Origin of the sequence: Bradyrhizobium daqingense, assembly GCF_021044685.1 — a bacterium.
In the GTDB taxonomy this organism is placed as follows: Bacteria; Pseudomonadota; Alphaproteobacteria; order Rhizobiales; family Xanthobacteraceae; genus Bradyrhizobium; species Bradyrhizobium daqingense.
Genome location: NZ_CP088014.1, coordinates 5,592,025 through 5,613,063, shown reverse-complemented (window position 1 = coordinate 5,613,063; position 21,039 = coordinate 5,592,025). Strand labels below are relative to the sequence as shown.

25 protein-coding genes are annotated in these 21,039 nt (G+C 59.7%); 19 read left to right on the top strand and 6 right to left on the bottom strand.

Annotated elements, in window-relative coordinates; all coding sequences use genetic code 11:
* Positions 1–34 precede the first annotated feature (34 nt).
* Positions 35–670: an ATP-dependent Clp protease proteolytic subunit gene (locus LPJ38_RS26550; protein ID WP_145630123.1), complete on the top strand. Its 636-nt coding sequence runs from the start codon at positions 35–37 to the stop codon at positions 668–670.
* A gap of 72 nt (positions 671–742) precedes the next feature.
* Here the strand turns inward: LPJ38_RS26550 and LPJ38_RS26545 are convergent, their stop codons facing one another.
* Positions 743–949: a hypothetical protein gene (locus LPJ38_RS26545; protein WP_145630124.1), complete on the bottom strand. Its 207-nt coding sequence runs from the start codon at positions 947–949 to the stop codon at positions 743–745.
* Between the two features lie 179 nt (positions 950–1,128).
* Between LPJ38_RS26545 and clpX the strand changes: the two genes are divergently transcribed.
* The 6 genes from clpX to LPJ38_RS26515 all read left to right on the top strand — a co-directional run bounded on the left by clpX (position 1,129) and on the right by LPJ38_RS26515 (position 9,207).
* A complete protein-coding gene (clpX, locus tag LPJ38_RS26540; RefSeq protein ID WP_008547851.1) occupies positions 1,129–2,400 on the top strand; it encodes an ATP-dependent Clp protease ATP-binding subunit ClpX in 1,272 nt (423 codons plus the stop codon).
* A 318-nt stretch (positions 2,401–2,718) separates the two neighbouring features.
* Positions 2,719–5,142, top strand: coding sequence for an endopeptidase La (lon, locus tag LPJ38_RS26535; RefSeq protein ID WP_145630125.1), 2,424 nt, complete (start codon positions 2,719–2,721; stop codon positions 5,140–5,142).
* 68 nt (positions 5,143–5,210) lie between these two features.
* Positions 5,211–5,615: a GFA family protein gene (locus LPJ38_RS26530; protein ID WP_145630126.1), complete on the top strand. Its 405-nt coding sequence runs from the start codon at positions 5,211–5,213 to the stop codon at positions 5,613–5,615.
* Positions 5,616–6,852: 1,237 nt separating this feature from the next.
* Positions 6,853–7,038: a hypothetical protein gene (locus LPJ38_RS26525; protein ID WP_145630127.1), complete on the top strand. Its 186-nt coding sequence runs from the start codon at positions 6,853–6,855 to the stop codon at positions 7,036–7,038.
* A 519-nt stretch (positions 7,039–7,557) separates the two neighbouring features.
* The gene (locus LPJ38_RS26520; RefSeq protein ID WP_145630128.1) at positions 7,558–8,193 is read left to right on the top strand and encodes a hypothetical protein; all 636 of its coding nucleotides are present in this window, start codon (positions 7,558–7,560) and stop codon (positions 8,191–8,193) included.
* A 240-nt stretch (positions 8,194–8,433) separates the two neighbouring features.
* Positions 8,434–9,207, top strand: coding sequence for a hypothetical protein (locus LPJ38_RS26515; RefSeq protein WP_145630129.1), 774 nt, complete (start codon positions 8,434–8,436; stop codon positions 9,205–9,207).
* Between the two features lie 260 nt (positions 9,208–9,467).
* On the opposite strand, the gene LPJ38_RS26510 is transcribed toward LPJ38_RS26515, so the two are convergent.
* Positions 9,468–9,665, bottom strand: a complete 198-nt coding sequence (locus LPJ38_RS26510; protein WP_145630130.1) for a hypothetical protein — start codon at positions 9,663–9,665, stop codon at positions 9,468–9,470.
* Between the two features lie 155 nt (positions 9,666–9,820).
* Complete coding sequence (locus LPJ38_RS26505) at positions 9,821–10,069, bottom strand: DUF6894 family protein (RefSeq protein WP_145630131.1); 249 nt, start codon at positions 10,067–10,069, stop codon at positions 9,821–9,823.
* 330 nt (positions 10,070–10,399) lie between these two features.
* Between LPJ38_RS26505 and LPJ38_RS26500 the strand changes: the two genes are divergently transcribed.
* The 11 genes from LPJ38_RS26500 to LPJ38_RS38335 all read left to right on the top strand — a co-directional run bounded on the left by LPJ38_RS26500 (position 10,400) and on the right by LPJ38_RS38335 (position 18,475).
* The gene (locus LPJ38_RS26500; protein WP_145630132.1) at positions 10,400–10,933 is read left to right on the top strand and encodes a hypothetical protein; all 534 of its coding nucleotides are present in this window, start codon (positions 10,400–10,402) and stop codon (positions 10,931–10,933) included.
* Positions 10,934–11,518: a hypothetical protein gene (locus LPJ38_RS26495; RefSeq protein ID WP_145630133.1), complete on the top strand. Its 585-nt coding sequence runs from the start codon at positions 10,934–10,936 to the stop codon at positions 11,516–11,518. It abuts the gene before it with no gap.
* Positions 11,511–11,684, top strand: coding sequence for a hypothetical protein (locus LPJ38_RS26490; RefSeq protein ID WP_231088409.1), 174 nt, complete (start codon positions 11,511–11,513; stop codon positions 11,682–11,684). The genes LPJ38_RS26495 and LPJ38_RS26490 overlap by 8 nt, the downstream gene beginning before the upstream one ends.
* Positions 11,671–12,225, top strand: coding sequence for an HK97 family phage prohead protease (locus LPJ38_RS26485; RefSeq protein WP_231088408.1), 555 nt, complete (start codon positions 11,671–11,673; stop codon positions 12,223–12,225). The genes LPJ38_RS26490 and LPJ38_RS26485 overlap by 14 nt, the downstream gene beginning before the upstream one ends.
* The gene (locus LPJ38_RS26480; RefSeq protein ID WP_145630135.1) at positions 12,222–12,527 is read left to right on the top strand and encodes an HNH endonuclease; all 306 of its coding nucleotides are present in this window, start codon (positions 12,222–12,224) and stop codon (positions 12,525–12,527) included. Before LPJ38_RS26485 ends, LPJ38_RS26480 begins: the two co-directional genes overlap by 4 nt.
* Positions 12,528–13,005: 478 nt before the next feature.
* Positions 13,006–13,131 (top strand): hypothetical protein, encoded by a 126-nt coding sequence (locus LPJ38_RS38015; RefSeq protein WP_283811458.1) that lies wholly within the window; start codon positions 13,006–13,008, stop codon positions 13,129–13,131.
* Complete coding sequence (locus tag LPJ38_RS26475) at positions 13,128–13,748, top strand: hypothetical protein (RefSeq protein ID WP_145630137.1); 621 nt, start codon at positions 13,128–13,130, stop codon at positions 13,746–13,748. Before LPJ38_RS38015 ends, LPJ38_RS26475 begins: the two co-directional genes overlap by 4 nt.
* Positions 13,749–13,908: 160 nt before the next feature.
* Positions 13,909–16,083 carry a carbohydrate-binding protein gene (locus LPJ38_RS26470; protein ID WP_158644741.1) on the top strand — a complete coding sequence of 725 codons (2,175 nt, stop codon included), beginning with the start codon at positions 13,909–13,911 and terminating at the stop codon, positions 16,081–16,083.
* Positions 16,084–16,155: 72 nt separating this feature from the next.
* A complete protein-coding gene (locus tag LPJ38_RS26465; protein ID WP_145630138.1) occupies positions 16,156–17,430 on the top strand; it encodes a phage tail length tape measure family protein in 1,275 nt (424 codons plus the stop codon).
* Entirely contained in the window at positions 17,431–18,177 is a 747-nt protein-coding gene (locus LPJ38_RS26460; RefSeq protein WP_145630139.1) for a hypothetical protein, read from the top strand.
* Positions 18,178–18,244: 67 nt separating this feature from the next.
* Positions 18,245–18,475 (top strand): DUF6894 family protein, encoded by a 231-nt coding sequence (locus LPJ38_RS38335; protein ID WP_430640278.1) that lies wholly within the window; start codon positions 18,245–18,247, stop codon positions 18,473–18,475.
* Here LPJ38_RS38335 and LPJ38_RS26455 read toward each other — a convergent pair.
* The 3 genes from LPJ38_RS26455 to LPJ38_RS38330 all read right to left on the bottom strand — a co-directional run bounded on the left by LPJ38_RS26455 (position 18,465) and on the right by LPJ38_RS38330 (position 20,578).
* Positions 18,465–19,937 carry a hypothetical protein gene (locus LPJ38_RS26455; RefSeq protein ID WP_145630141.1) on the bottom strand — a complete coding sequence of 491 codons (1,473 nt, stop codon included), beginning with the start codon at positions 19,935–19,937 and terminating at the stop codon, positions 18,465–18,467. The genes LPJ38_RS38335 and LPJ38_RS26455 overlap by 11 nt on opposite strands.
* Before the next feature lie 32 nt (positions 19,938–19,969).
* Complete coding sequence (locus LPJ38_RS26450) at positions 19,970–20,254, bottom strand: hypothetical protein (protein WP_145630142.1); 285 nt, start codon at positions 20,252–20,254, stop codon at positions 19,970–19,972.
* 129 nt (positions 20,255–20,383) lie between these two features.
* Entirely contained in the window at positions 20,384–20,578 is a 195-nt protein-coding gene (locus LPJ38_RS38330) for a ribbon-helix-helix domain-containing protein (protein ID WP_074447978.1), read from the bottom strand.
* Positions 20,579–20,640: 62 nt separating this feature from the next.
* Between LPJ38_RS38330 and LPJ38_RS26445 the strand changes: the two genes are divergently transcribed.
* Positions 20,641–21,024, top strand: coding sequence for a hypothetical protein (locus LPJ38_RS26445; RefSeq protein ID WP_145630143.1), 384 nt, complete (start codon positions 20,641–20,643; stop codon positions 21,022–21,024).
* Positions 21,025–21,039: the final 15 nt, after the last annotated feature.

The window sequence follows — 21,039 nt, the reverse complement described above, 5'->3', positions numbered from 1 at the left end:
CGGCGATGTCCGTCTCCGAAACCCTAGGTGACTCATGCGCGATCCGGTTGAAACCTACATGAACCTCGTGCCCATGGTGGTCGAGCAGACCAACCGTGGCGAGCGCGCCTACGACATTTTCTCGCGCCTGCTGAAAGAGCGCATCATCTTCCTGACCGGCCCGGTCGAGGACGGCATGTCGACGCTGGTCGTCGCGCAGCTGTTGTTCCTTGAGGCGGAAAATCCGAAGAAGGAAATCTCGATGTACATCAACTCGCCGGGCGGCGTGGTGACGTCGGGCCTTGCCATCTACGACACCATGCAGTTCATCCGCCCGCCGGTGTCGACGCTGTGCACGGGTCAGGCTGCCTCGATGGGCTCGCTGCTGCTCGCGGCCGGCGAGAAGGACATGCGCTTCTCGCTGCCCAACGCACGCATCATGGTTCACCAGCCCTCCGGCGGCTTCCAGGGCCAGGCCACCGACATCATGCTGCACGCCCAGGAAATCTTGAACCTGAAGAAGCGGCTCAACGAGATCTACGTGAAGCACACCGGCCAGACCTACAAGACGATCGAGGACGCGCTGGAGCGCGACAAGTTCCTGACGGCGAACGACGCCAAGGAGTTCGGTCTGGTCGACAAGGTGATCGACAAGCGCGCCGAGGAACCGGCGTCGCCGAAGGTCTCGTAGCACTACTGGTCGCGACGGCGATCCTCCGACAACTTTCTGGGGATCGCCGGGACCGTCAGGGCGACGTTCACGTTAGGTGCACGTGCGCGCATCGCAAAACGTGGTTTTGCGCCCTGCGACAGGCAGAAAGTTCCGCTTTCGTGCTTGTTTTTCGTGGCAATCCAGCAACGCCGGGGTGATTTCGATCACTTCGCCCGTGCCAAGGCCGGAAATCACGGTATTGTCACGGGTAGTCAGCGAGCCCCGATTAGCGAATTCTTGATAGTCGGGTGACAGCATGGTTGGCTACGACTGATCGGCTATGATCGCGGGAGAATCGAGTGACCGTGATTCGCACGGTGTGTAAAGCGTAGGGTCTTTTTTGGTACGGAATTTGCTCTACTTAAGCTTCATGCCGGCCCTCGTGTCGGAATGGAGCGATCGAGCGGAACGGGATCGAACCGCGGACGGAGACATGAATGAGTAAGGTCGGCACGAGCGACTCCAAGAACACGCTATATTGCTCGTTCTGCGGCAAGAGCCAGCACGAAGTCCGCAAACTGATCGCGGGTCCCACGGTCTTCATTTGCGACGAGTGCGTCGAGCTCTGCATGGACATCATCCGCGAGGAGAACAAATCCTCGCTGGTCAAGTCGCGCGACGGCATTCCGACGCCGAAGGAAATCTGCAAGGTGCTGGACGATTACGTGATCGGTCAGAGCCATGCGAAGAAGGTCCTCTCGGTCGCGGTGCACAACCACTACAAGCGCCTCAACCACCAGACCAAGCACAACGACGTCGAGCTCGCGAAGTCGAACATCCTGCTGATCGGTCCGACCGGCTCGGGCAAGACGCTGCTCGCGCAGACGCTGGCCCGCATCCTCGACGTGCCGTTCACCATGGCGGACGCGACCACGCTGACGGAAGCCGGCTATGTCGGCGAGGACGTCGAGAACATCATCCTGAAGCTGCTCCAGGCCGCCGACTACAATGTCGAGCGCGCCCAGCGCGGCATCGTCTACATCGACGAAATCGACAAGATCAGCCGCAAGTCCGACAATCCCTCGATCACGCGCGACGTGTCGGGTGAGGGCGTGCAGCAAGCGTTGCTCAAGATCATGGAAGGCACGGTGGCTTCGGTCCCGCCGCAGGGCGGCCGCAAGCATCCGCAGCAGGAGTTCCTGCAGGTGGATACCACCAACATCCTGTTCATCTGCGGCGGCGCCTTCGCCGGTCTCGAAAAGATCATTTCGGCACGCGGACGGTCGACCTCGATCGGCTTCGGTGCCCAGGTGCTCGCGCCGGAGGATCGCCGTACCGGCGAGATCTTCCGTCACGTCGAGCCGGAGGACCTCCTGAAGTACGGCCTCATTCCCGAATTCGTCGGCCGTCTGCCCGTCGTGGCGACGCTCGAGGACCTGGACGAGACCTCGCTGAAGAAGATCCTCACCGAGCCGAAGAACGCGCTGGTGAAACAGTACCAGCGGCTGTTCGAGATGGAGAACATCGAGCTGACCTTCGCCGACGAGGCGCTTGGCGCGGTCGCCCGCAAGGCGATCGAGCGCAAGACCGGTGCGCGCGGCCTGCGGTCGATCCTCGAAGCGATCCTGCTCGAGACCATGTTCGACCTGCCGGGCCTGGAAGGTGTGGAAGAGGTCGTGATCTCGCGGGAAGTCGTGGAAGGCACCGCGCGTCCGCTCTACATCTACGCCGATCGGTCGGATCGCGCGGTCGAGAACGCCAGCGCCTGATCGGCGCTGGAACGCTCCAATCGTCTCATCAAATCGGGCTGCGGACATGTATCTCCGCAGCCGGTGTTGCGTCGCTTACCGCGTTGCGTAAGCGCCTGATGGCGCGCGTTTTTCAATGACTTGACACCCCCCTTGTCGATAGCCACCTAATGTCGGCGGCGAGCGAAAATTCTCTTCAAGATTCGCCTCAGTTCCGATCCGGCAAGCCGGTCCAAGGCACAAGCGGACCGACCGTCTTGCGGATCACCTCGGCACCTTGTGGCGGTTGCGCATGATCAGCGGGCTGCGTGCGAGGGGGCAAAGCAAAAGGAAAAGGCCATGACTAATCCCAAACCCCGGCCAACCATCGTCCATGGCGAAACGCACGCTTACCCCGTGCTGCCGCTGCGCGACATCGTCGTCTTCCCGCACATGATCGTTCCGCTCTTCGTCGGCCGCGAGAAGTCGATCCGCGCGCTCGAAGAGGTGATGAAGAACGACGCGCTGATCATGCTCGCGACGCAGAAGAACGCGTCCGATGATGATCCGGCGCCCGATGCCATTTACGAGACCGGTACGCTCGCCAGCGTGCTGCAGCTCCTGAAGCTCCCTGATGGCACCGTGAAGGTGCTGGTCGAAGGGCTCGAGCGTGCGCGCGTGGCGAAGTACACCGATCGCGCCGACTATTATGAAGCCACCGCGGTCGCGCTCGCCGACACCGATGCGAAATCGGTCGAAGCCGAAGCGCTGGCGCGCTCGGTCGTGTCCGATTTCGAGAGCTACGTGAAGCTCAACAAGAAGATCTCGGCCGAGGTCGTGGGCGTCGTGCAGGCGATCACCGATTTCGCCAAGCTCGCCGACACGGTTGCCTCGCATCTCGCGGTCAAGATCGCCGATCGCCAGGGCATCCTGGAGACGCTGTCGGTCACCACGCGCCTGGAGAAGGTGCTGGGCCTGATGGAGAGCGAGATCTCGGTGCTGCAGGTCGAGAAGCGGATTCGTTCTCGCGTCAAACGACAAATGGAGAAGACCCAGCGCGAGTATTATCTCAACGAGCAGATGAAGGCGATCCAGAAGGAACTCGGCGACGACGACGGTCGCGACGAGCTCGCCGATCTCGAAGAGAAGATCTCCAAGACCAAGCTCTCCAAGGAAGCGCGCGAGAAGGCGCAGCACGAATTGAAGAAGCTGCGTCAGATGTCGCCGATGTCCGCGGAAGCGACCGTCGTGCGCAACTATCTGGACTGGCTGCTGTCGATCCCGTGGAACAAGAAGTCCAAGGTGAAGAAGGACCTGGAGGCCGCGCAGTCCATCCTGGACTCCGATCACTACGGGCTGGAGAAGGTGAAGGAACGCATCGTCGAGTATCTCGCGGTGCAGTCGCGCGCCAACAAGCTGACCGGCCCGATCCTGTGCCTCGTCGGGCCTCCCGGCGTCGGCAAGACCTCGCTCGGCAAGTCGATCGCGAAGGCGACGGGGCGCGAGTTCGTGCGCGTCTCGCTCGGCGGCGTGCGCGACGAGGCCGAGATCCGCGGTCACCGCCGCACCTATATCGGCTCGATGCCCGGCAAGATCATCCAGTCGATGCGCAAGGCGAAGTCGTCCAATCCGCTCTTCCTCCTGGACGAGATCGACAAGATGGGCGCCGATTTCCGCGGCGACCCGTCCTCGGCGCTGCTCGAGGTTCTCGACCCCGAGCAGAACGGGACGTTCAACGACCATTATCTCGAGGTCGACTACGATCTTTCCAACGTGATGTTCATCACCACCGCGAATACGCTCAATATTCCGGGCCCGCTGATGGACCGCATGGAGATCATCCGGATCGCGGGCTACACCGAGAACGAGAAGGTCGAGATCTCGCGCAAGCATCTGATCCCGAACGCGGTGTCCAAGCACGGCCTGGACTCCAAGGAGTTCTCGATCGACGACGACGCGCTGCTGCTTCTGATCCGCCGCTACACCCGCGAAGCGGGCGTGCGTAATCTGGAGCGTGAGCTCTCCACACTGGCCCGCAAGGCGGTGAAGGAGCTGATGATCTCCAAGAAGAAGTCGGTCAAGGTCACCGAGAAGACTCTGGAAGAGCTGCTCGGCGTGCCGAAGTACCGCTTCGGTGAGATCGAGAGCGAACCGCAGGTCGGCATCGTGACCGGCCTTGCCTGGACCGATGTCGGCGGCGAGCTGCTGACGATCGAAGGCGTCATGATGCCCGGCAAGGGCAAGATGACGGTCACGGGCAATCTGCGCGACGTCATGAAGGAGTCGATCTCGGCGGCGGCGTCCTACGTCCGCTCGCGGGCGATCAATTACGGCGTCGAGCCGCCGCTGTTCGACCGGCGCGACATCCACGTGCACGTGCCGGAAGGTGCGACGCCGAAGGATGGTCCGTCCGCGGGCGTGGCCATGGCCACCGCGATCATCTCGGTCATGACCGGCATCCCGGTCCGCCACGATGTCGCGATGACCGGCGAGATCACGCTGCGCGGCCGCGTGCTGCCGATCGGCGGCCTCAAGGAGAAGCTGTTGGCTGCGGCCCGCGGCGGCATCAAGACGGTGCTGATCCCCGAAGACAACGCCAAGGATCTCACGGAGATTTCCGATGCGATCAAGGGCGGCATGGAGATCATCCCGGTCTCCCGTCTCGACGATGTCGTCGCCAAGGCGCTGGTGAAGAAGCCCACGCCGATCGTCTGGGAAGAGGACACCAAGGTGACGGTGAAGCCGGACGGCGATGAAGCGGCCGGCGGTCTGACCGCTCACTGATCTCAAGCGAAAGATGATAAAACGGCGCCTTCGGGCGCCGTTTTTGTTTGGGGGAAGGGGACGAGGCAATGCAGATCGACGGGCAATGCCATTGCGGGACAATCACCTTTGAGGCCGAGATCGATCCGGAGGCAGTCTCGGTGTGCCACTGCCGCGACTGCCAGACGCTGACCGGCTCGCCGTTTCGGGTGACTGCGATCTGCACCAAGGCCGACGTCCAAGTGACCGGCGGCACGCCGAAAATCTACGGCAAGCGCGGCGACAATGGCCGGATGCGCTTCCAGCACTTCTGCGCCGACTGCGGTTCGCCTCTGTTCACCAGCGGCGAGGGCGACCAGGCTGATGATTGGGGCATCCGCTGGGGTTCTATCCGCCAGCGCGACCAGTTGCGGCCCGTCAAGCAGATCTGGTGTCAATCCGCGGCGGTGTGGATCGATGCCGTGCCGCTGCTGCCGGGGAGGCCGAAGGATTGAGGTCGGCTCGCCGAGCCCACCTTCGCCCGGTGGGCTTCGGCGGCAGCCTTCGCTCGCTTCGCGCGCATGACCTGCCGTGCTGGCCCGCCGAGCCGTAGCTCGCGAAGCGAGCGAAGGCTGGTGGGCGGTCACGGATTCGAACCGCGGACCCTCTCGGTGTAAACGGCAATATCTGAATTACTGCCGTTGAATTAACTGCGTTTTTTGCCGCTGTTTGTTCGGTGCTTCGCGGTTCGTTCGCGGCGTATCGTTGCCATCCATTGCCGTGTTCACGCGGCGTTCGGTGCCGCTCCTATCGAGCACCCCAGATTAAATTTGCGGCGCCCTCTCATTTGAGACTCTGCACGCGATCCTCGGGGCGGACGATATCAGCCGGCGCGCCGCGTTGAGTATGGTGCGTCGGGCGGTCTCGGTGCGTCTCAGTCCAGCCCCGGAGATGCCCGGGGCCGTTCGCTCTGAGCGGCGGGACCAACACACAACCGTACAACCCGCTAACTCTATTTTAAGCTGTGTGCGTCCCCCGTTTGTTCCCCGGAAAGGAACACTCGGAAATAGGTCAGCATTTGTTCCCTAGGCGTGTATTTATATGCGGAACACGTAGAAGTAACGCTGCCCTACGTGGGACCGCAGCCAGTATGGCCCCCGGGTACACCCGAACCCAATTAGAGCCCTTTACCGCCGCCTCTCTTACGGGGACCGATGGAACGGTAAGCGCGCACGGGAATCGTGAATGCAGCCTTCCTGACCAGAGGGATTGCAATGCGATACGTTGCATACGCGGTAGATTTAACCGGCGTTGCTCGTGCGGTCTATGAGATCGATTGCCAGACCGACACAGACGCTGAGGCTAAGGCCAGAAAGTTCTTGGAGGCCCATCCGTCCGTTGAGGTTTGGGAAGGTCCTCGCCGAGTAGCGCGGCTGGTGCGCGAGAGCGGGTCATCAGACCACCAGACATGAGACTCGGTCATATGCTACTATCCGGTGCCGCGCCGATCGTGCGGACCGTCGCGGCACCGGCCGCAGGATCTGTCTCAGGGCAGCGCCTGCGGTCGTTTGTTTTGCTTGAGTGCCGCTCGGCCGGGCTGCCTCCGGCTAACCGTGGGTAGGCCGGCGCGACCAGCCCTTTACCGTGCGCGCGCTAGCTTCCTAGCTCTCCGCAAAAATGGGAGAGGGGCATTTAGCAAATGCCCTTTCCGATCCCACTAGTTGGCATGGGGCTCTAAGGCAGGAGGCACAGATGGTTTTTCGAGATGGCAGCTACATCGACGACGTCTACTACACCGGTGGTGCTGACATCACCATCAAGACCTATCATGGCCGTGACGATGAGCCGGATTGGCGCAGGGTGCCGGTTGCCGAAATGCCGAAAGAATGGCTGCTGGAAGTGAAGGCTGCGGTGGACGGAGCGCTGCGCGTTGGCTGAGGGCAGCGAACCAGAGCGAAAGACTGAGCCTGGCAGCCTTCTCTCGCAGTGGTGGACCATGCTTAGCGCTCAATATGACTGGCGAATCAAGCCGCGCCACGTGAGCGCGCTGCTGGTCATAATCCAGGCATTCAGGCGTGATTTCGGAAATGGCCGGGCCAGCATCAGTTACATCAAGCGAGCGACCCGCATGGATGAAAGGACCATCATCAAGACGTGCCGCGAGTTAGACGATTGGGGCTTTGTGATGAGGCACGTCGTCAGCGGGAGAGTGACGGAGTACGTGCCGGCTGGGCAACGACCAAACCCTACCCTACAAACACCTCTGGCGATTTTGCCACTAGTGAAAACACCTCTGGGATTTTTGCAGGAGGTGCCTCTGGGATTCTTGCAGGAGGTTCGGGCCAAACCTCCCCCATTTTTCCCACTGAATCCTACTTACCGTCACCGGCTTACAGCCCGGCTGACGGTATAAGTAAATCAGTATCCGCCAGCGGGCCGGGCGCTGAGGCGCCGGCCGTGGCGGGAAGAGAGTTCGAGCGCATCTGGATAGCCTACGGCCGCTACGGAAATAAGCAGGCAAGCAGACGCGCGTTCGAAGCAATACTCAATCCCGACGTTGACCACATCGTAAGCCGCGCTGCTGCATGGGCGGCAAGTGCGAAGCCAGGCCAGCGCAGGATGCCGCTGGAGAAGTGGTTGGCTGCTGAGAAATACGATGAGGCGGATCGGAGTGTGAAGGCGAGGGCGGCTCGTGCCCGCAACGCAGCCGATGATGAGGACGATGAAGAGGAAGTCGACGTGCGCAAGAAACACGTACCGGATCACTTTGCAATCGCTGAGGCCGCGCGACGGGTTCGGCAGTCCGCAATTGAATACGATGTTCCCCACGGCGTGCCGGTGACGATCATTGATAGCGCGGTGGTTGCGCGAGACGGTGATCGTTGGCTGGAATTGCAGACGGACCGTGGAGGCGTTGCCGTCCTCTTAGAGGGACACAGCGCCTCGCTTCAAGAAGCCGGCCAGGAGCATTTCGGTCGCCTATGCGACGCTTGCCGCGTCAATGAGGTCAATGACTCATCAGATCTGCATGGGCGTTCCTTCATGATAGTCCGGGGCACGTTTGCCGAGTTGCCAGAAGAGCAGGCAGCCTAATCGGGGTGATTTCCTCCAGCCCCGTTTCCGCGGCCAAGTGCCTGATCGCGCTATAGCCTCGGGGGTGATTTCCAACGGGGCTGGGTTAGATCTCTATGGGCTTGCCCAATAACTACCGGGCGGCCCCTCGCAAACGCTACGGCGTGGGTTTCGAGATTATTTTCCCGGGTGCAGCCGAGCTAGCGGCCACCCCATGAGCCAGTAAATGGCCAGAACGAAACCCTGCAAGGGTGCACTCACGTGAAGAAACCAGCAAACGACAACCAGCTACGCAGCCCGGAAGAACATCGTCGCATCGTAGCCCAGCTGCGCGCCGCACAGGACGACAACCGAGAGGTTCGCGTTCGCAACCAGCACTGGCCAACCTTCGCTAGGCTGAAGCGCGCCGCAGCCTGGCGCGAGATCCAGGCACTGGAGCGCTACGCGGACGACGAGAGCATGTCGCTGCCCGAGGGGGCGCTGCACGCCGCCAACGATAACGCGCCCGTCGATGACACCGGCCGCACCGAGATCAGTCGCATAGATTCCCGCGTCGGCGAGGAGTGCCCAGACGGCGACGCCATCATGGCGGCGTGGGAAGCCGACGAAGAGGACCGTAAGCAGGGCCGGCCCGAGAGAGCCAACCGGATCCTCTTTGGTGCCCATGGCAGGATCGTTGCCGTAAAGACGCGAGGCCGGTATCGCTCACTGAACGAGACGTTCAGCGAGCCGCGCGGTCCGACCGAGGATAAGGCGAAGCTCGATGCTGGCCACATGCCCGACGAGCTGCCGAACGTCCAGGATGACGCTGCCCGGCGCATGGATCACACGGCCATGAAGCGCCGGTTAGGGCGGGAAGTTTGTCGCGTGCTGGAGCTGGCCCTGGGGGCGGATACAGCCGAGGAGATCGGCGAGGAGTTAGGGCTGAGTGCCAAGAGCGGCGAGCGCATGGCTGTAAAGCTGGTTGACGGCGCAATCGTAAAGCTGATGGCGGAGTACGCCAAGCGGGATGCCGCCGATCGGGAGGCGGCGTGAGGGCTCATGGAATGGAAGAGGCCGCCTCAGCTGGCGGCCTTATTCTTCTGTAGCGCGAGGAGCTGCTCCCGAAGGTCGGCTTCTAGCTCCCGGATCAAATCCGCCGTCGCGCCTGTCGGGAACTGCAGCGCCAGCTCACGACAACGCTCCAACCTCTCCTCAAGTACCTGCTTTTCGTGCTCACGGTTCATACTCCGTAATACGTGAATACCGGTAAAAAGTTCTGCTAATTGGTTTAGACTCTATCTAGCTAGCGCAGATCATTCGGGCGGCTGTAGTCCGGGAGAGTTCAGCCATTCGCTGATATGCGAGCCGGTCTCCGCTTGCCGGGCTTTGCGGATCGCTCGCTCCCGCTCGATACCCGGTGGAAGCGATCTGGCTTCCTGACGAAGGCGCAAGGCCTCTGCGGCAAGTCGTTCTTCAAGTGATGCGATTTGCTTGATACGGCGTCGCTGCATGGCGCTAGCTCCTATCCAGAGGAAGGAGGCGGGAGCGCGTGATGGCGTTCTCATCACCGATATATGCCAAGGGCCTCGCGATGATAGATGTTGTTAACACCTGTGGCGGACCAAAACTGAGCAATATTGACCACCGCCTCTGGAACTCTCTCTAACTAAGCAGCGCCGTCCGTGGCGGTTAAGGTGAGCGTGAGGTAGGTTTGCCCTTCGTCAGGTGATGGGGCGTCCGTGACCTTCATGTGCCAGGCTATCCCTTTCCACATGTCTGTCGGCTGCTCCGACGACAGGACGGTGCCGGCGTACTTCACTGCCTCTACTTTGACAATCTCAATGTCGGTCACTTCGAGGCCGACGTCATCGATCAACATTTTGCCGTTCAGGACGTGGAAATAGTAGCGGGGCATAGCGGCTCCTCCGTGGGGCGGGGAGCGCAGCATTGTCTCTCGGTCAGGGGTCGCCTTGATGGATCCCGGTGATAACAGGGCAACAGGCCAACCCGGCCGGTGTTCCAATTAGGCCACTGGCAATTTCAAACTAGTTACTCGCGAGTGCCCGCGGTTGGACCGAAGTCCCTAATCTGCCACTCATTCCGCCAAATACCCCGTGGGGGCGCTTACCCTCTACGTGTTGTGCAACTCGCGCCGGTTCGATCCCGGCGCACCTCTTTTCAAGCCGCGCCGCGGCTTATTATTTGCCCCAACAGTCGCAACTAACAATTTATGGAGGATGGCCAATTGGCCACGTTGAACGCTGTGCTCGACGCGATCGAGCGACACATCGGCTTTCCCAGATCGCGCGGCTATAGCGTCGCTCGGAGATTGCAAGAAAACGATCTGCTGCCACTCGGCGGCCCCGGCCGCGCTCCCGAACTGGAGCATCGCGACGTTTGCTTGCTGCTCGCCACGCTGATGTCAGCCCCCGTGCTGGCTGAGGCCGCGGAACATGCCCGCGCGTACAGCGTGATGACTCCTGGCGGTGCTGTCCTGTCAGCGGATGCGCCGGCCAGCATCCCGCGGTCTGCCCTGGAATATTTGGAAACCCAATCCGAGGTAGCGGTTGGTGGCTCCGCCGCCGCTGTCGATGACCTTCGCGGCCATCGTTTTGAATTCGCCCACGGATGGAGAGAGATGTCCGCGCATACACCGGAAGGCACTGTGAATCGCTTCGTGTTGCCGGGCCAGCTTGCAACTCATCAGCAGGCGCCGCGCCGCGTCGCTGGGTTGGTTAGGGGTGAGTCGTTCGCAAATTTGATGAGGGATTTGTTCTAAATGGCTACTTTAAAGAAGGCCACGGCGGCAGAGCCGTATCGCATTCCGACATTGGCGGAATCAAGCCCGGAATATGCGGCCCTGGTTGCCAAGCAGAACGAGTTGCATAATCGCTATGTCAACCTGCGCGACGAGCGCTCGAAACTCGATCGCGATATCGAAGCTGAAAAAGCTGCTGGTGGCCAGCGTGTTGCGCCCGACGTTGCGCGATTGCTTGGCGATCCCGAGGACTCCGTCACCGGATTATCGCAGCGGCTCCGCGTAGTGGCGACGGAAATGGCCAACATCGAGGCCGCGCAAGAAATTCTCCGCCGACGTGTGGAAGAGGCCCGCGGCCGAGCCAGCGCAATGGTTTGTGCAACCGTGCGGCCTGAATACGGTCGTCGCCTTCGGGTCCTGTGCACATTGTTGAGTGAGGTGGAAGCCGCTCGTCGGTCGCTTGATGAGCTTTTTGATGACTTGGATCGTGAGGATGTTGCTAGAGCCTATTTAAACCCGGTGGTTCCGTTCTTTCTTGGCGATAGGACAGACGGCAAAATCTCCTATTTCTTGAAGGAATGCGCGGAGGCTGGTTACAATGTTTGAGCGTGCCGAAAAGCAGCGAGTTAAGCCGAAGGCGAAAGTCACCTTGCGCGGTAAGGTTCTGAACGTCGATGATCCTACCCCGCTCGCGATTGCGCGAGCTTTGCGGAAGAACAGGCAAGAGAAGCTCGACGCAAAACGGAGGGAAGCCAAGCGTGCCGGCCGCTGATATAGAGGTCCGTGACGCTTCCGCGGAGCAAGCCGGCACCATCATTCGAGGTTATTGCGCGCTCTATGACTCGCCGACAATCATTGGCGGCGAGTATACCGAAAAGATCGCGCGGGGCGCATTTTCCAAGACCATCGCCACTGGCGATGTGGTGGCCTTGCTAGCCCATGATTGGGGCCGAGTATTGGGACGGCAGGCGGCAGGTTCGCTCCGCCTCAAGGATACGCCAATCGGATTGTCCTTTGAACTGGACGTGGATGCCAGCACGCCATCCGGTCAAGAGGCGCTGGGTACGGTGCGCAGCCGCGCGGTGAAAGGCTGCTCGTTCGGATTCCGGGTGCTGTGGCATGATTGGTCGGACGATGATGAGATGCCACTCCGCATCATTCGCGAAATCGAGCTTTACGAAATTTCGCTTTTAGCGAATCCAGCGTATGAGGCGACCAGCGCTTGGATTAGCTCGCGCTCTGTTGCCGAAACCAACAGTCAGGCTGCACTCCGACGAATTCGAGAAGCGCAGCTGCGGCGTGGGATTGCGTGACCGACCATCGCAGTCCCGAAGCCAAGCAGTGGCGCAAGCTCTACAGCACCGCCCAATGGCGCGCGACAAGGGCAGCACAGTTGGCGATGCAGCCGCTGTGCGAATGGTGTCTAGAGCAAGGCGTAGTCGAGCCAGCTACCGAAGTGCACCACGATGGCCCTCACAAGGGCGACATCGGTCGTTTTTTCTCGGGCCCATTCGTCTCCACCTGCAAGGCCTGTCATGCATCACGCGGTCAGCGCGAAGACCTTGGGCAGGCCGTGGTGACGTTCGGGGCGGACGGCTGGCCGGTTGACGGGTGAGGGGTGTCCGATGGGCTTCAGGCCCTCGGCACTTGCTACCCGGGTCCCCCCTTTTTGCGCGCTTCTCCCATTCAAAAGTTGAGGGCAGGATTTGCCGAAACCACGTCTACCGAGGGCGAAGGCCCTCATTGAGGGCCGTGAGATTGTTCACCCGGAACGCCATAAGCGGCGCAACGAACCTACCGCTGCACCGCTAGGTAAGCCGCCCAAATGGATGAAGCCGGCTCAGGCGGAGGTCTGGCATACCTTCGAAGGTGAGGCCCCCTGGTTGAACTTTAGCCACCGGGGCCTTGTGGAAATCGCCAGCGTCGTACGAGCGCGCCTCGCCTCAGGTCAGGATGTTGGCGTGCAGGCAATGGGGCTGCTGCGGTTGTGTCTCGGTTCGATGGGGATGACGCCCACTGATGCAAGCAAGCTTAGTTGGGCGCCTGAAGAGCCCGAAGACGACCTTCTAGATTAACTTCCAACGGAGACTTTGATGGCAATTTTTACAGCATTGGCCGGCGCCGCTCTCGCGACCGTCGGCATCACTGGCACCCTGTGCGGCGAAGCAGAAATCCTCGAAACCGCCGAAGAGGCTGAGACCGAAGGGGACGACGAATGACTGCGATCTCTGCCTTCAGATCCGAGCACGCAGTTCATGTCTTCTCGGATGGCTTGTGGTGCGACTCGGCGTCCGGTAAACCTGGTGGCATAGGGACAAAAGTATACACGATACCTCAGAACAACTGCATTTTTGCGACCACAGGCCACGTCGCGGTGCCGACTCTGCTGTCTGCACAGCTCTTGGAGAATCAGTTCGCAGAGTTGCCCTCACTCGCTGAGGCAATGCCGGATCTGATCAAGATGTGCTCCACTCGGACAAAGGCACTTGGCCAAAACCTGACGGGCCGGTGCGATGTCGTGCTTGCAGGTTGGTCAGAGAATACCGGCCCGTTGATCCATCTCGTCGAATGCCATTTTGAGCACGGCATTTTCAAGGGACGAGCGGTCGACCGATACATCCGCCCCACCGTGGACGCATCAGACATGCAGTCCCCCGAGGATGGATTGCGGCTGCTTGAGAAGCAGCGCGCCGCGCAGTTTTACCAACCCGATGCAGGAACGTTCGGGGGCGCCACCGTCACTGGGCTTGTCGGTGGCTTTGCGCAACACACGCAGGTCGACGCTGAAGGGATCCGGATCCAGGTGCTGAAGCGGTGGCCGGATGAGATCGAATGACTGAACTTCACAACCTTCCACCCGACCTAACGGAGCCACCGCCCGACGCGCGCGGTCTGGTCGCTTTTCAGCCTTCAACCGGCAGATATTGGCAGAAGGTCGACGGCCGATGGCTTCCGAGCGAGGAAGCGAACGCAATCCTTAGCGCACGGAAACACAAATGACAGCGCTTGCAAGCTATTCCACCGGCCTGGCCACCGTTGGCGCAGGCGGAACGACCGTCACGGGCACGAGCACGATCTGGTCCGGAACGAACGTCAAGCCCGGCGACATTTTCCAGATTGGCAATTTTCAGTCCGTCATTTCGGATGTGACCGACACCACGCATCTGATCATTCCGCCGTGGGGCGGCGGCGCGCAGACGGGTGTTGCCTATACGATCTGGAAGGTATCGCCGCAGCGCTTTGCGGGCTCTGAGGCCATGGCGACGGTCAATGAACTCGTTGCGGCGTTCAATACCTCGGGCTATTTCGTCTTTGTCGACATCGATGAAACAGAGCCGGATCCTTCGCTTGGGGATGACGGGCAGTATGCGTTCCAGCCGACGACCGGCAAGACTTGGGTCAAGATCGCGGGCGTCTGGACCTTTCTCGGTATTTACAAGGGATTCAACCTTACCGGAGCATGGGACAGCGGCACAGATTACGTCGTCGGTGATGTCGTGTCGCTGGACGGAGCGAGCTATGTTTGCGTGCTCGACCACACGAACCACACGCCGCCGAATACGACCTATTGGCAATTGCTGGCGAGCAAGGGTGACGCGGGCGCGACGGGCGCCAAGGGCGATGTAGCCGGAATCAAACTGACCTATTCCACCACGACCGCTGATGCCGATCCCGGCGCGGGCGTTTTCCGGCTCAACAATGCAACGCCGGCCAGCGCCACGGCCGCCTATATCGACAACACGCAGGTCGGCGGCGCGTCAATCACGGCTATCCTTGACACCTGGGACGACAGCACGGGAACGACCAAGGGTTACGTTCGGTTCGAGAAGACAACCGACCCAACCGTTTGGGCACAGTTTCGCATGACCGGTTCGGTGGTCGACGGTACGGGCTACCGCAAGCTCACCCTGGCGAACGGCGCCGGCAGCGGCGCGTTTACCAATGCCGACACGTTCGCGGTAACGTTCTCTCGCGCTGGCGATACCGGCCCGGGAGATGTCACTGCGGCCAACAACGGCTCGGAATTCAACGCGGCATCTTTTGCCACGACGCTTTCGCTGATCCGTTATGCTGCGCAGACTCTGACCGCCGCGCAAAAAGCGCAGGCGCGCGCCAATCTCGACGTCCTGAAGAAGAACTATCTTCTGAACAGCGCCATGATGGTGTCGCAGGAGAACGGAACGACGGCCGGCAGCGCGCCGGGTTACTTCCCGGTGGATCAGTTCGCCGTCAATTACGGAACGACAAGTGCGGTTTATTCTGCCGCGCAGGTTGCCAGTGTCACCCCCGGCGGCTCCCCTAACAGACTGCGGGTCACCGTGACCACGGCCGATGCGGTTCTGGGTGGATCGGATATTGTCTGGATTGACCAGAAGATCGAAGGCCTTCGCGCGGGCGATCTGCTGTACGGGTCCGCCTCAGCAAAAACTGTCACCGTGCAGTTCGGCGTCAAGGCACCGGCAGGGACGTACAGTGTGACGTTCCTCAATGCTGCGCAAAATCGTAGCTACGTTGCCGAGTACACGATCTCAGGTCCGGAAGCCAACACGGACGTGACCAAGAGCGTTACGATTCCCGGGGACCAGACTGGCGTTTGGGCAAAGGACAACACTGTAGGGCTCTGGATACGGTGGGGCTTAATGGCCGGCAGCGGCTTCCAGCAAGCTGCAGGTAGCTGGCAGGCGACGAATGTGTTCGGATCCCCCAACCAGTTCAACCTCATGGGAACGAACGGAAACGTGTTCGAGCTGTTCGACGTCGGTCTTTACGAGGGCAGCGCCGCGCCGTCTTTCCAACTTCCCGATCTCGATGACGAATTGCGCAAGTGCAAGCGCTACTGGCGCAAAAGCTACGAGCCGGAAACAGTACCTGGCACCGCCACCACGGCAGGTCTAGTTGCTGGCGGAATGAATGATGCGTCTGCGACCGGGCATGGGGCGGTTAACTTTGACGTGCCCATGCGTGTCGCTCCGAGCGTCAATTATTGGGACGGCGCAGGTAACGCGAGCAAGATGTCCTACCCCACGTCCAACACGTCAACATGGAACCATAACGCCACCATAAATCCGGGGATTTTCAACGTTTCCAAAAACGGATTCTCGACGGGTGGCCCCAATGCTGTTCCCCACGTGCAGTCCTTCATCCACTACACCGCAAGCGCGCGGCTGTAATCGCATTTGCGGCGACCGTAGCCAAGCGCAAGCGGGCCCACCAATACTCAGAACTATTTCGGGGAGCCAAAGTTGGCTGATAACGAACAACTAATTCTATCGATTTCGGCCGACACGCGAGCCATGCAGCGCCAGCTTGATAAGCTGGTAGGGCAGATCGGCGCGGTTGACAATAGCCTTGGGACCGCCTTCACGAAGGCGCCCAAGAAGATTGACGACGTCACGAAGTCTCTCAGTGGCGCGAAATTCCAGACCGCCAACTTGGCGGCCCAGTTCCAGGACATTGCGGTCCAGCTTCAGGGCGGCCAGTCGCCGTTCACCGTAGCTCTGCAGCAGGGCACCCAGATAAGCCAGGTGCTGGGGCAGAGTGGTGCAGCGGGCGCTGTAGGGCTGCTTGGTACTGCGTTCGCATCGCTATTAACGCCTACAAGTCTGGCCACGATTGCGACGATCGCGCTTGGCGGTGCCGCCGTGCAGTACATCGGCACAGCTCTTGGCGGAGTCGGTGATCTTGACGACCGTTTGAAAGTACACAGTGACCTTATAGCTTCGCTTAAAGATTCTTACGGTGAGGCTGGCAAAGGTGTTGAAACTCTCAGCAAGGGCAGCATCTCCGTCTTCAAGACGTTGCTCAGCTTGTCCACTGATGGCCTTCAAAAGGAGCTGGAGCGACTTTCTCAGTCTGCGCTTTCGGCAGCTGTGCCGATGGCGCAGTTCGTGGACGATTTTGGGCGACCCCTTGCCGAGGCGGCCGACAAGTTCGCGCCATTCCGAAAGGCAATTGATGATTTCAATGCCTCTGTGAAGGCCGGCAAGCCTGACGTCAGGGCGTTCCGGGAGGCCGTCTCCAACGTTGTCGACAACTCGGCAGACGAGAACCTCAGAAAATACGGCAAGTCGCTCCTTGATGCCACGGAGCAGACGAACAAGATCGAGTTGGCGCTCCAGAGCGCTCAGAAGTCAATTCGCGGCTTTGGCGCCGAAGCATTGGCTGCCGCCCAGCAAGGCGAGGCTTTCGCCGACGCTATGAAGAAACTTGCCGGCACGGTCACGCCAAACCTCGACGATCGTGAGAAGATCCTCAAAAACTATCTCGCCGCGCTCGAAAAAGCCGGCGGCACTGAAGAACGGCTAGCTGCAGCGCGCGAGCGAGATAATCAGCTCGCGATCCTATCGTACAACGACCGAAGGAAGGCGGCGCAAGATGCTGCTAGTGAGCAAGAGCAGGCGCTCAAGAGCTTCCAGAGTCAAATCAATTCGCAATCCAAGCAGACCGCTAAGACGATAGGTGCAACACCGGCCATCGGCTTAGGTGTCCGCTCATTGGCTAACATGGAGACCATTTGAATGAGTGCAATTAGCGCACTGGTGCAGAGCAACGCTGTGCACATGATGACTGACACGCTGCTCTACGTGCACGGCAAGGTGGTTCAGACTGACTTCCCAAAATGCCTGCCTATCAGGGGAATGCGGGCAGCGATTGCGTCGACTGGGCCGGCGAGCTTCTCCTACCTGCTTGCTGAGATGCTCGCGAACAGCTGCGCCACGTTTGACCAGGTTGTCGCCAAGGATCGGGAGTGGTTCCACGGTGCGTTCGATTGGTACATTGAACATGAGCGTGTTGGCGCTAGCGAATATGCCACTGTCGTGCTTGTAGGCTGGCTCGAAGCTGAAGATCGGCCGGCGGCTTTTGCGATCGAACTGTCGAATGGTGGGGAGAAGCTAAAGTGGGTTCGTGAGAATAGCGCGCACACTGATCCTGACAGCGTCGCGCACGACCTGGTCGAGCTACCAATCCTGGCAAACCCAACGCCGCCCATCGAAGATCTTCTGGCCGCGGGATGGCCGATTGGCGTCAATCGTGACTCGCGCGATGCAGAGCTTGACCTGCTCCATATGATGGAGATTCAGCGGCGCCGCCGCGCCACCGATGGCATCTACTATGTCGGAGGTCATGCGGTCCTCACGACCGTCACGCGCGAGGGTGTGTCGCAACGCGCGGTCCACCGCTGGCGGGAGGATCGGGCTGGTAAGAAGATTAGGCCAAAGCCGATGGACTGGACGGGTTGGAGGGCGAGGCGGGTAGCGGCGTGAAGGGCGCGACCCTGTCATTTCTGACAGGTTCGTCGCGTCCCGGCATGACGCATGATGGCCCGAAAAGATGAGGGCCGCCGCTATGCAACGATACTACTTTCCGATCTTCCACAGGGGCGAGACGCAGCCGGACGATGAGGGCGAGATGTTTGGCTCACCTGAGCTGGCAGCTCAATACGGCGCCCGCGTTGCTCGGGATATTGCCAGCGATCCCGAATGCGACCTTGATGCGGGCACGGTCGTAATCGTGGTTGACGCCAGTGGGGCTGAGATCGCGCGGCATGGGGTTACGCTTTAGAACCAGACGGTTTGTTGTCGTCACGTGCGTCAATCAGAACGATATCTTTGTTGTCCGCCATGCCTAGTTTCTTCAAAATCTTAGTCACCTTGCGAAGCTCGGTGATGCTGAAATAGATGATCACTTTGATTGCGTTTTTGGCATCGCTTGCCGCTTGGTAAATCGGGACTTGCTTCTCAAGGTTTCGTTCTAGCTGCGTGTTCTTTGCTAGCTTCATCTCGATCAGTGTTTTGTCATGGGCGCCTCGTGAGATTTTGAAGTCGACAGGACCTCTGCCATCGTTTGCTTCGGTGCCGACCTCTGAGGGGGTGCCAAACCAGACGAGGCGATAGAGGATCTGAAGATCCTTTTCTCGCTGAATTGGCTTCCCCTCGTGATAGAATAAACGATGCCCGCCCTTGTTCTCGATGACATCCCTCAAATAGGAGACGCGCGCGTGTGCCTCTTCGTAGGTGCCTCCATTCGTGCCGTAAAACGCAGTCTCGCGGAATAACGTGTGCTGGATTTCGGCTATCTGCCGGATGAACATATACTCGGTTGCAAGCACCTTTTCGGCACTAATGTCGGTGGCTTCTTCGCCGTGCTGTTCCTTCAGCTTGATGTAGTAATCTATGAGCTGAGGGAATTCCAACAGAGTCCTTCTGGCCGCCTCTGATCGCTCTTTCGAGCTGGGTTTGCGTCGACGACCGGGCTTTCTGAGAATCTTGTAGAAGTAATTTTCAACTTGCGCCCTTAGCTCTCCATCTGAAATTGCCGTTGGAATTTGCTGGAAGTCGCCAAGCAGATCACTTTTGTTGATCCAATTTTCGTCTCTGGTCAGGATATCCTTTGGGGTCAGGATGACGAAATCATCTTTAACCCAAGGCAGAGCATATGTGGCCCGCTGCCATGTCTCCGTTTCGTAATTAAAACGAACCTTCTCGACAGCCACCCGCCTCACATCGCTGGGCTTCAGGTGCTGGGCGGCGAACTGCTCAGTATATCGACACAGATAATCCTTAATCAGATTCGTCGTGAAATCGCTGATGTTGTCGCGTCCGACGCCATCGGAGATCAAGCACACTTTTTCCAAGTGACTTCCCTCGGTGATTTTTTCCTCACCGAAGTCTGAGAACAAGCTATGCAGGTTGCTATGTAGGGCCCGAGCGAAATCCATTCCGAGCCCGGTACCCCCGTTGCCGCTAATGGAAAATCCGAGCCAGTTTTGCCTCACCTCGCCGAAGCAATACCAACTCGACAGCAGGGCATCGCTGACCGGTCCCTTCGCGGACCGATCGCGAAGGAACACTAGGTAGTCGATCATTGCATCGTGGAGGACGCGGTACTCCCCGTTCTCGCTGTTAAACAGCAAGAATGGATCAATAAACAACGGAAGGTCATTGACGATCGAAATGTTCAGGGCGCCATAACTGTCCAGCGTTTCCGCATCAATTCCAAAATACTCACTAAAAAAAGTGGCCATGGAAACTCGCGTTCAAAAGCCATTACCTACCGTCAGAGGCGAGGATTGATCCAATCCCAAACCGACTTGTCGAGCCAGCCTTGATGCTGCCCGCTTACAAGCTTGGTCACGATTAGCCGATCGTTCTTATCCATCTTCGTTAGGATGTCTGCCGAAACCGCGTCCGCGGTCGTGGACGATTCGATGAACCACACTGAGTCCAACCCTGGATCCTTGATGTGGTTGTAGCGCGCAAGATGCGTGACCAGCGCCTGCCGCGCTTCGTTGTAGTTCGCGCGCTGCTTGTTCAGATCCCAAGTCACTAAAAAGACGCCCATGATGAACCTCCTGATTCGCGAAATGCGATCAGGATGGTCACCCCCGGTTGTAATGTAAGCGGAATACCTGAGTTATCCGTGTTATTCACATCAACAGAGACGCACTTGGTCAACTGTCTTGGGGGCGTCCTACTTCGTTTTGGCCTTTAGCCCGATCTCGACCAGCCGCCGGATGGCTTCGGAGCGGGAGGACCCATTCTTAAAAGCCCACACCTCGATTGCGTCTATCAAGTTCTGCGGCAGGCGCGCAGTAACGTGTGGATCGCGCCCGGTGGCCGGGCGGCCTCGCTTCTTTTTCGGTGTCACCGTTATTGACTTTGCCATGATTTCCGGTGTAACAGAAAATCGGGGCCGGTCAAACGCACCGGACACGATTGGGGAAGTAAATGTCTAATCTGAATCTCAATGCTAGCGCTGGTATCGATCTTTCAACGCCTTTCTGCGCGAGGACGTATTTTCACGGGCTTCGCGAAGCCGGCGTCAGGCCGTACGCCAGTGCACATACCGGCAAAACGGGACACGGGCGCTACTGCGACGATCCGGAGGCCAATGTGCGTGCCTTGCCTTGGCATCGATGGGCATGCAAGCAGGACCCCGATCAGAAGGTGCGGGATAATTACGTCGTCGCGCTGCTCGACAAGCACCTTCGCGCGGACGACGATTTGGTGGTGATCCAGCTCGGCATCTGCGACGACGAAATCGAGCCCGAGGTTCACCGGATGCCGGTGAGGGCGCGTCGGGAGGGCCAGCCCGAACCGGCCATGGTATAATTAGCATAGGGTGGT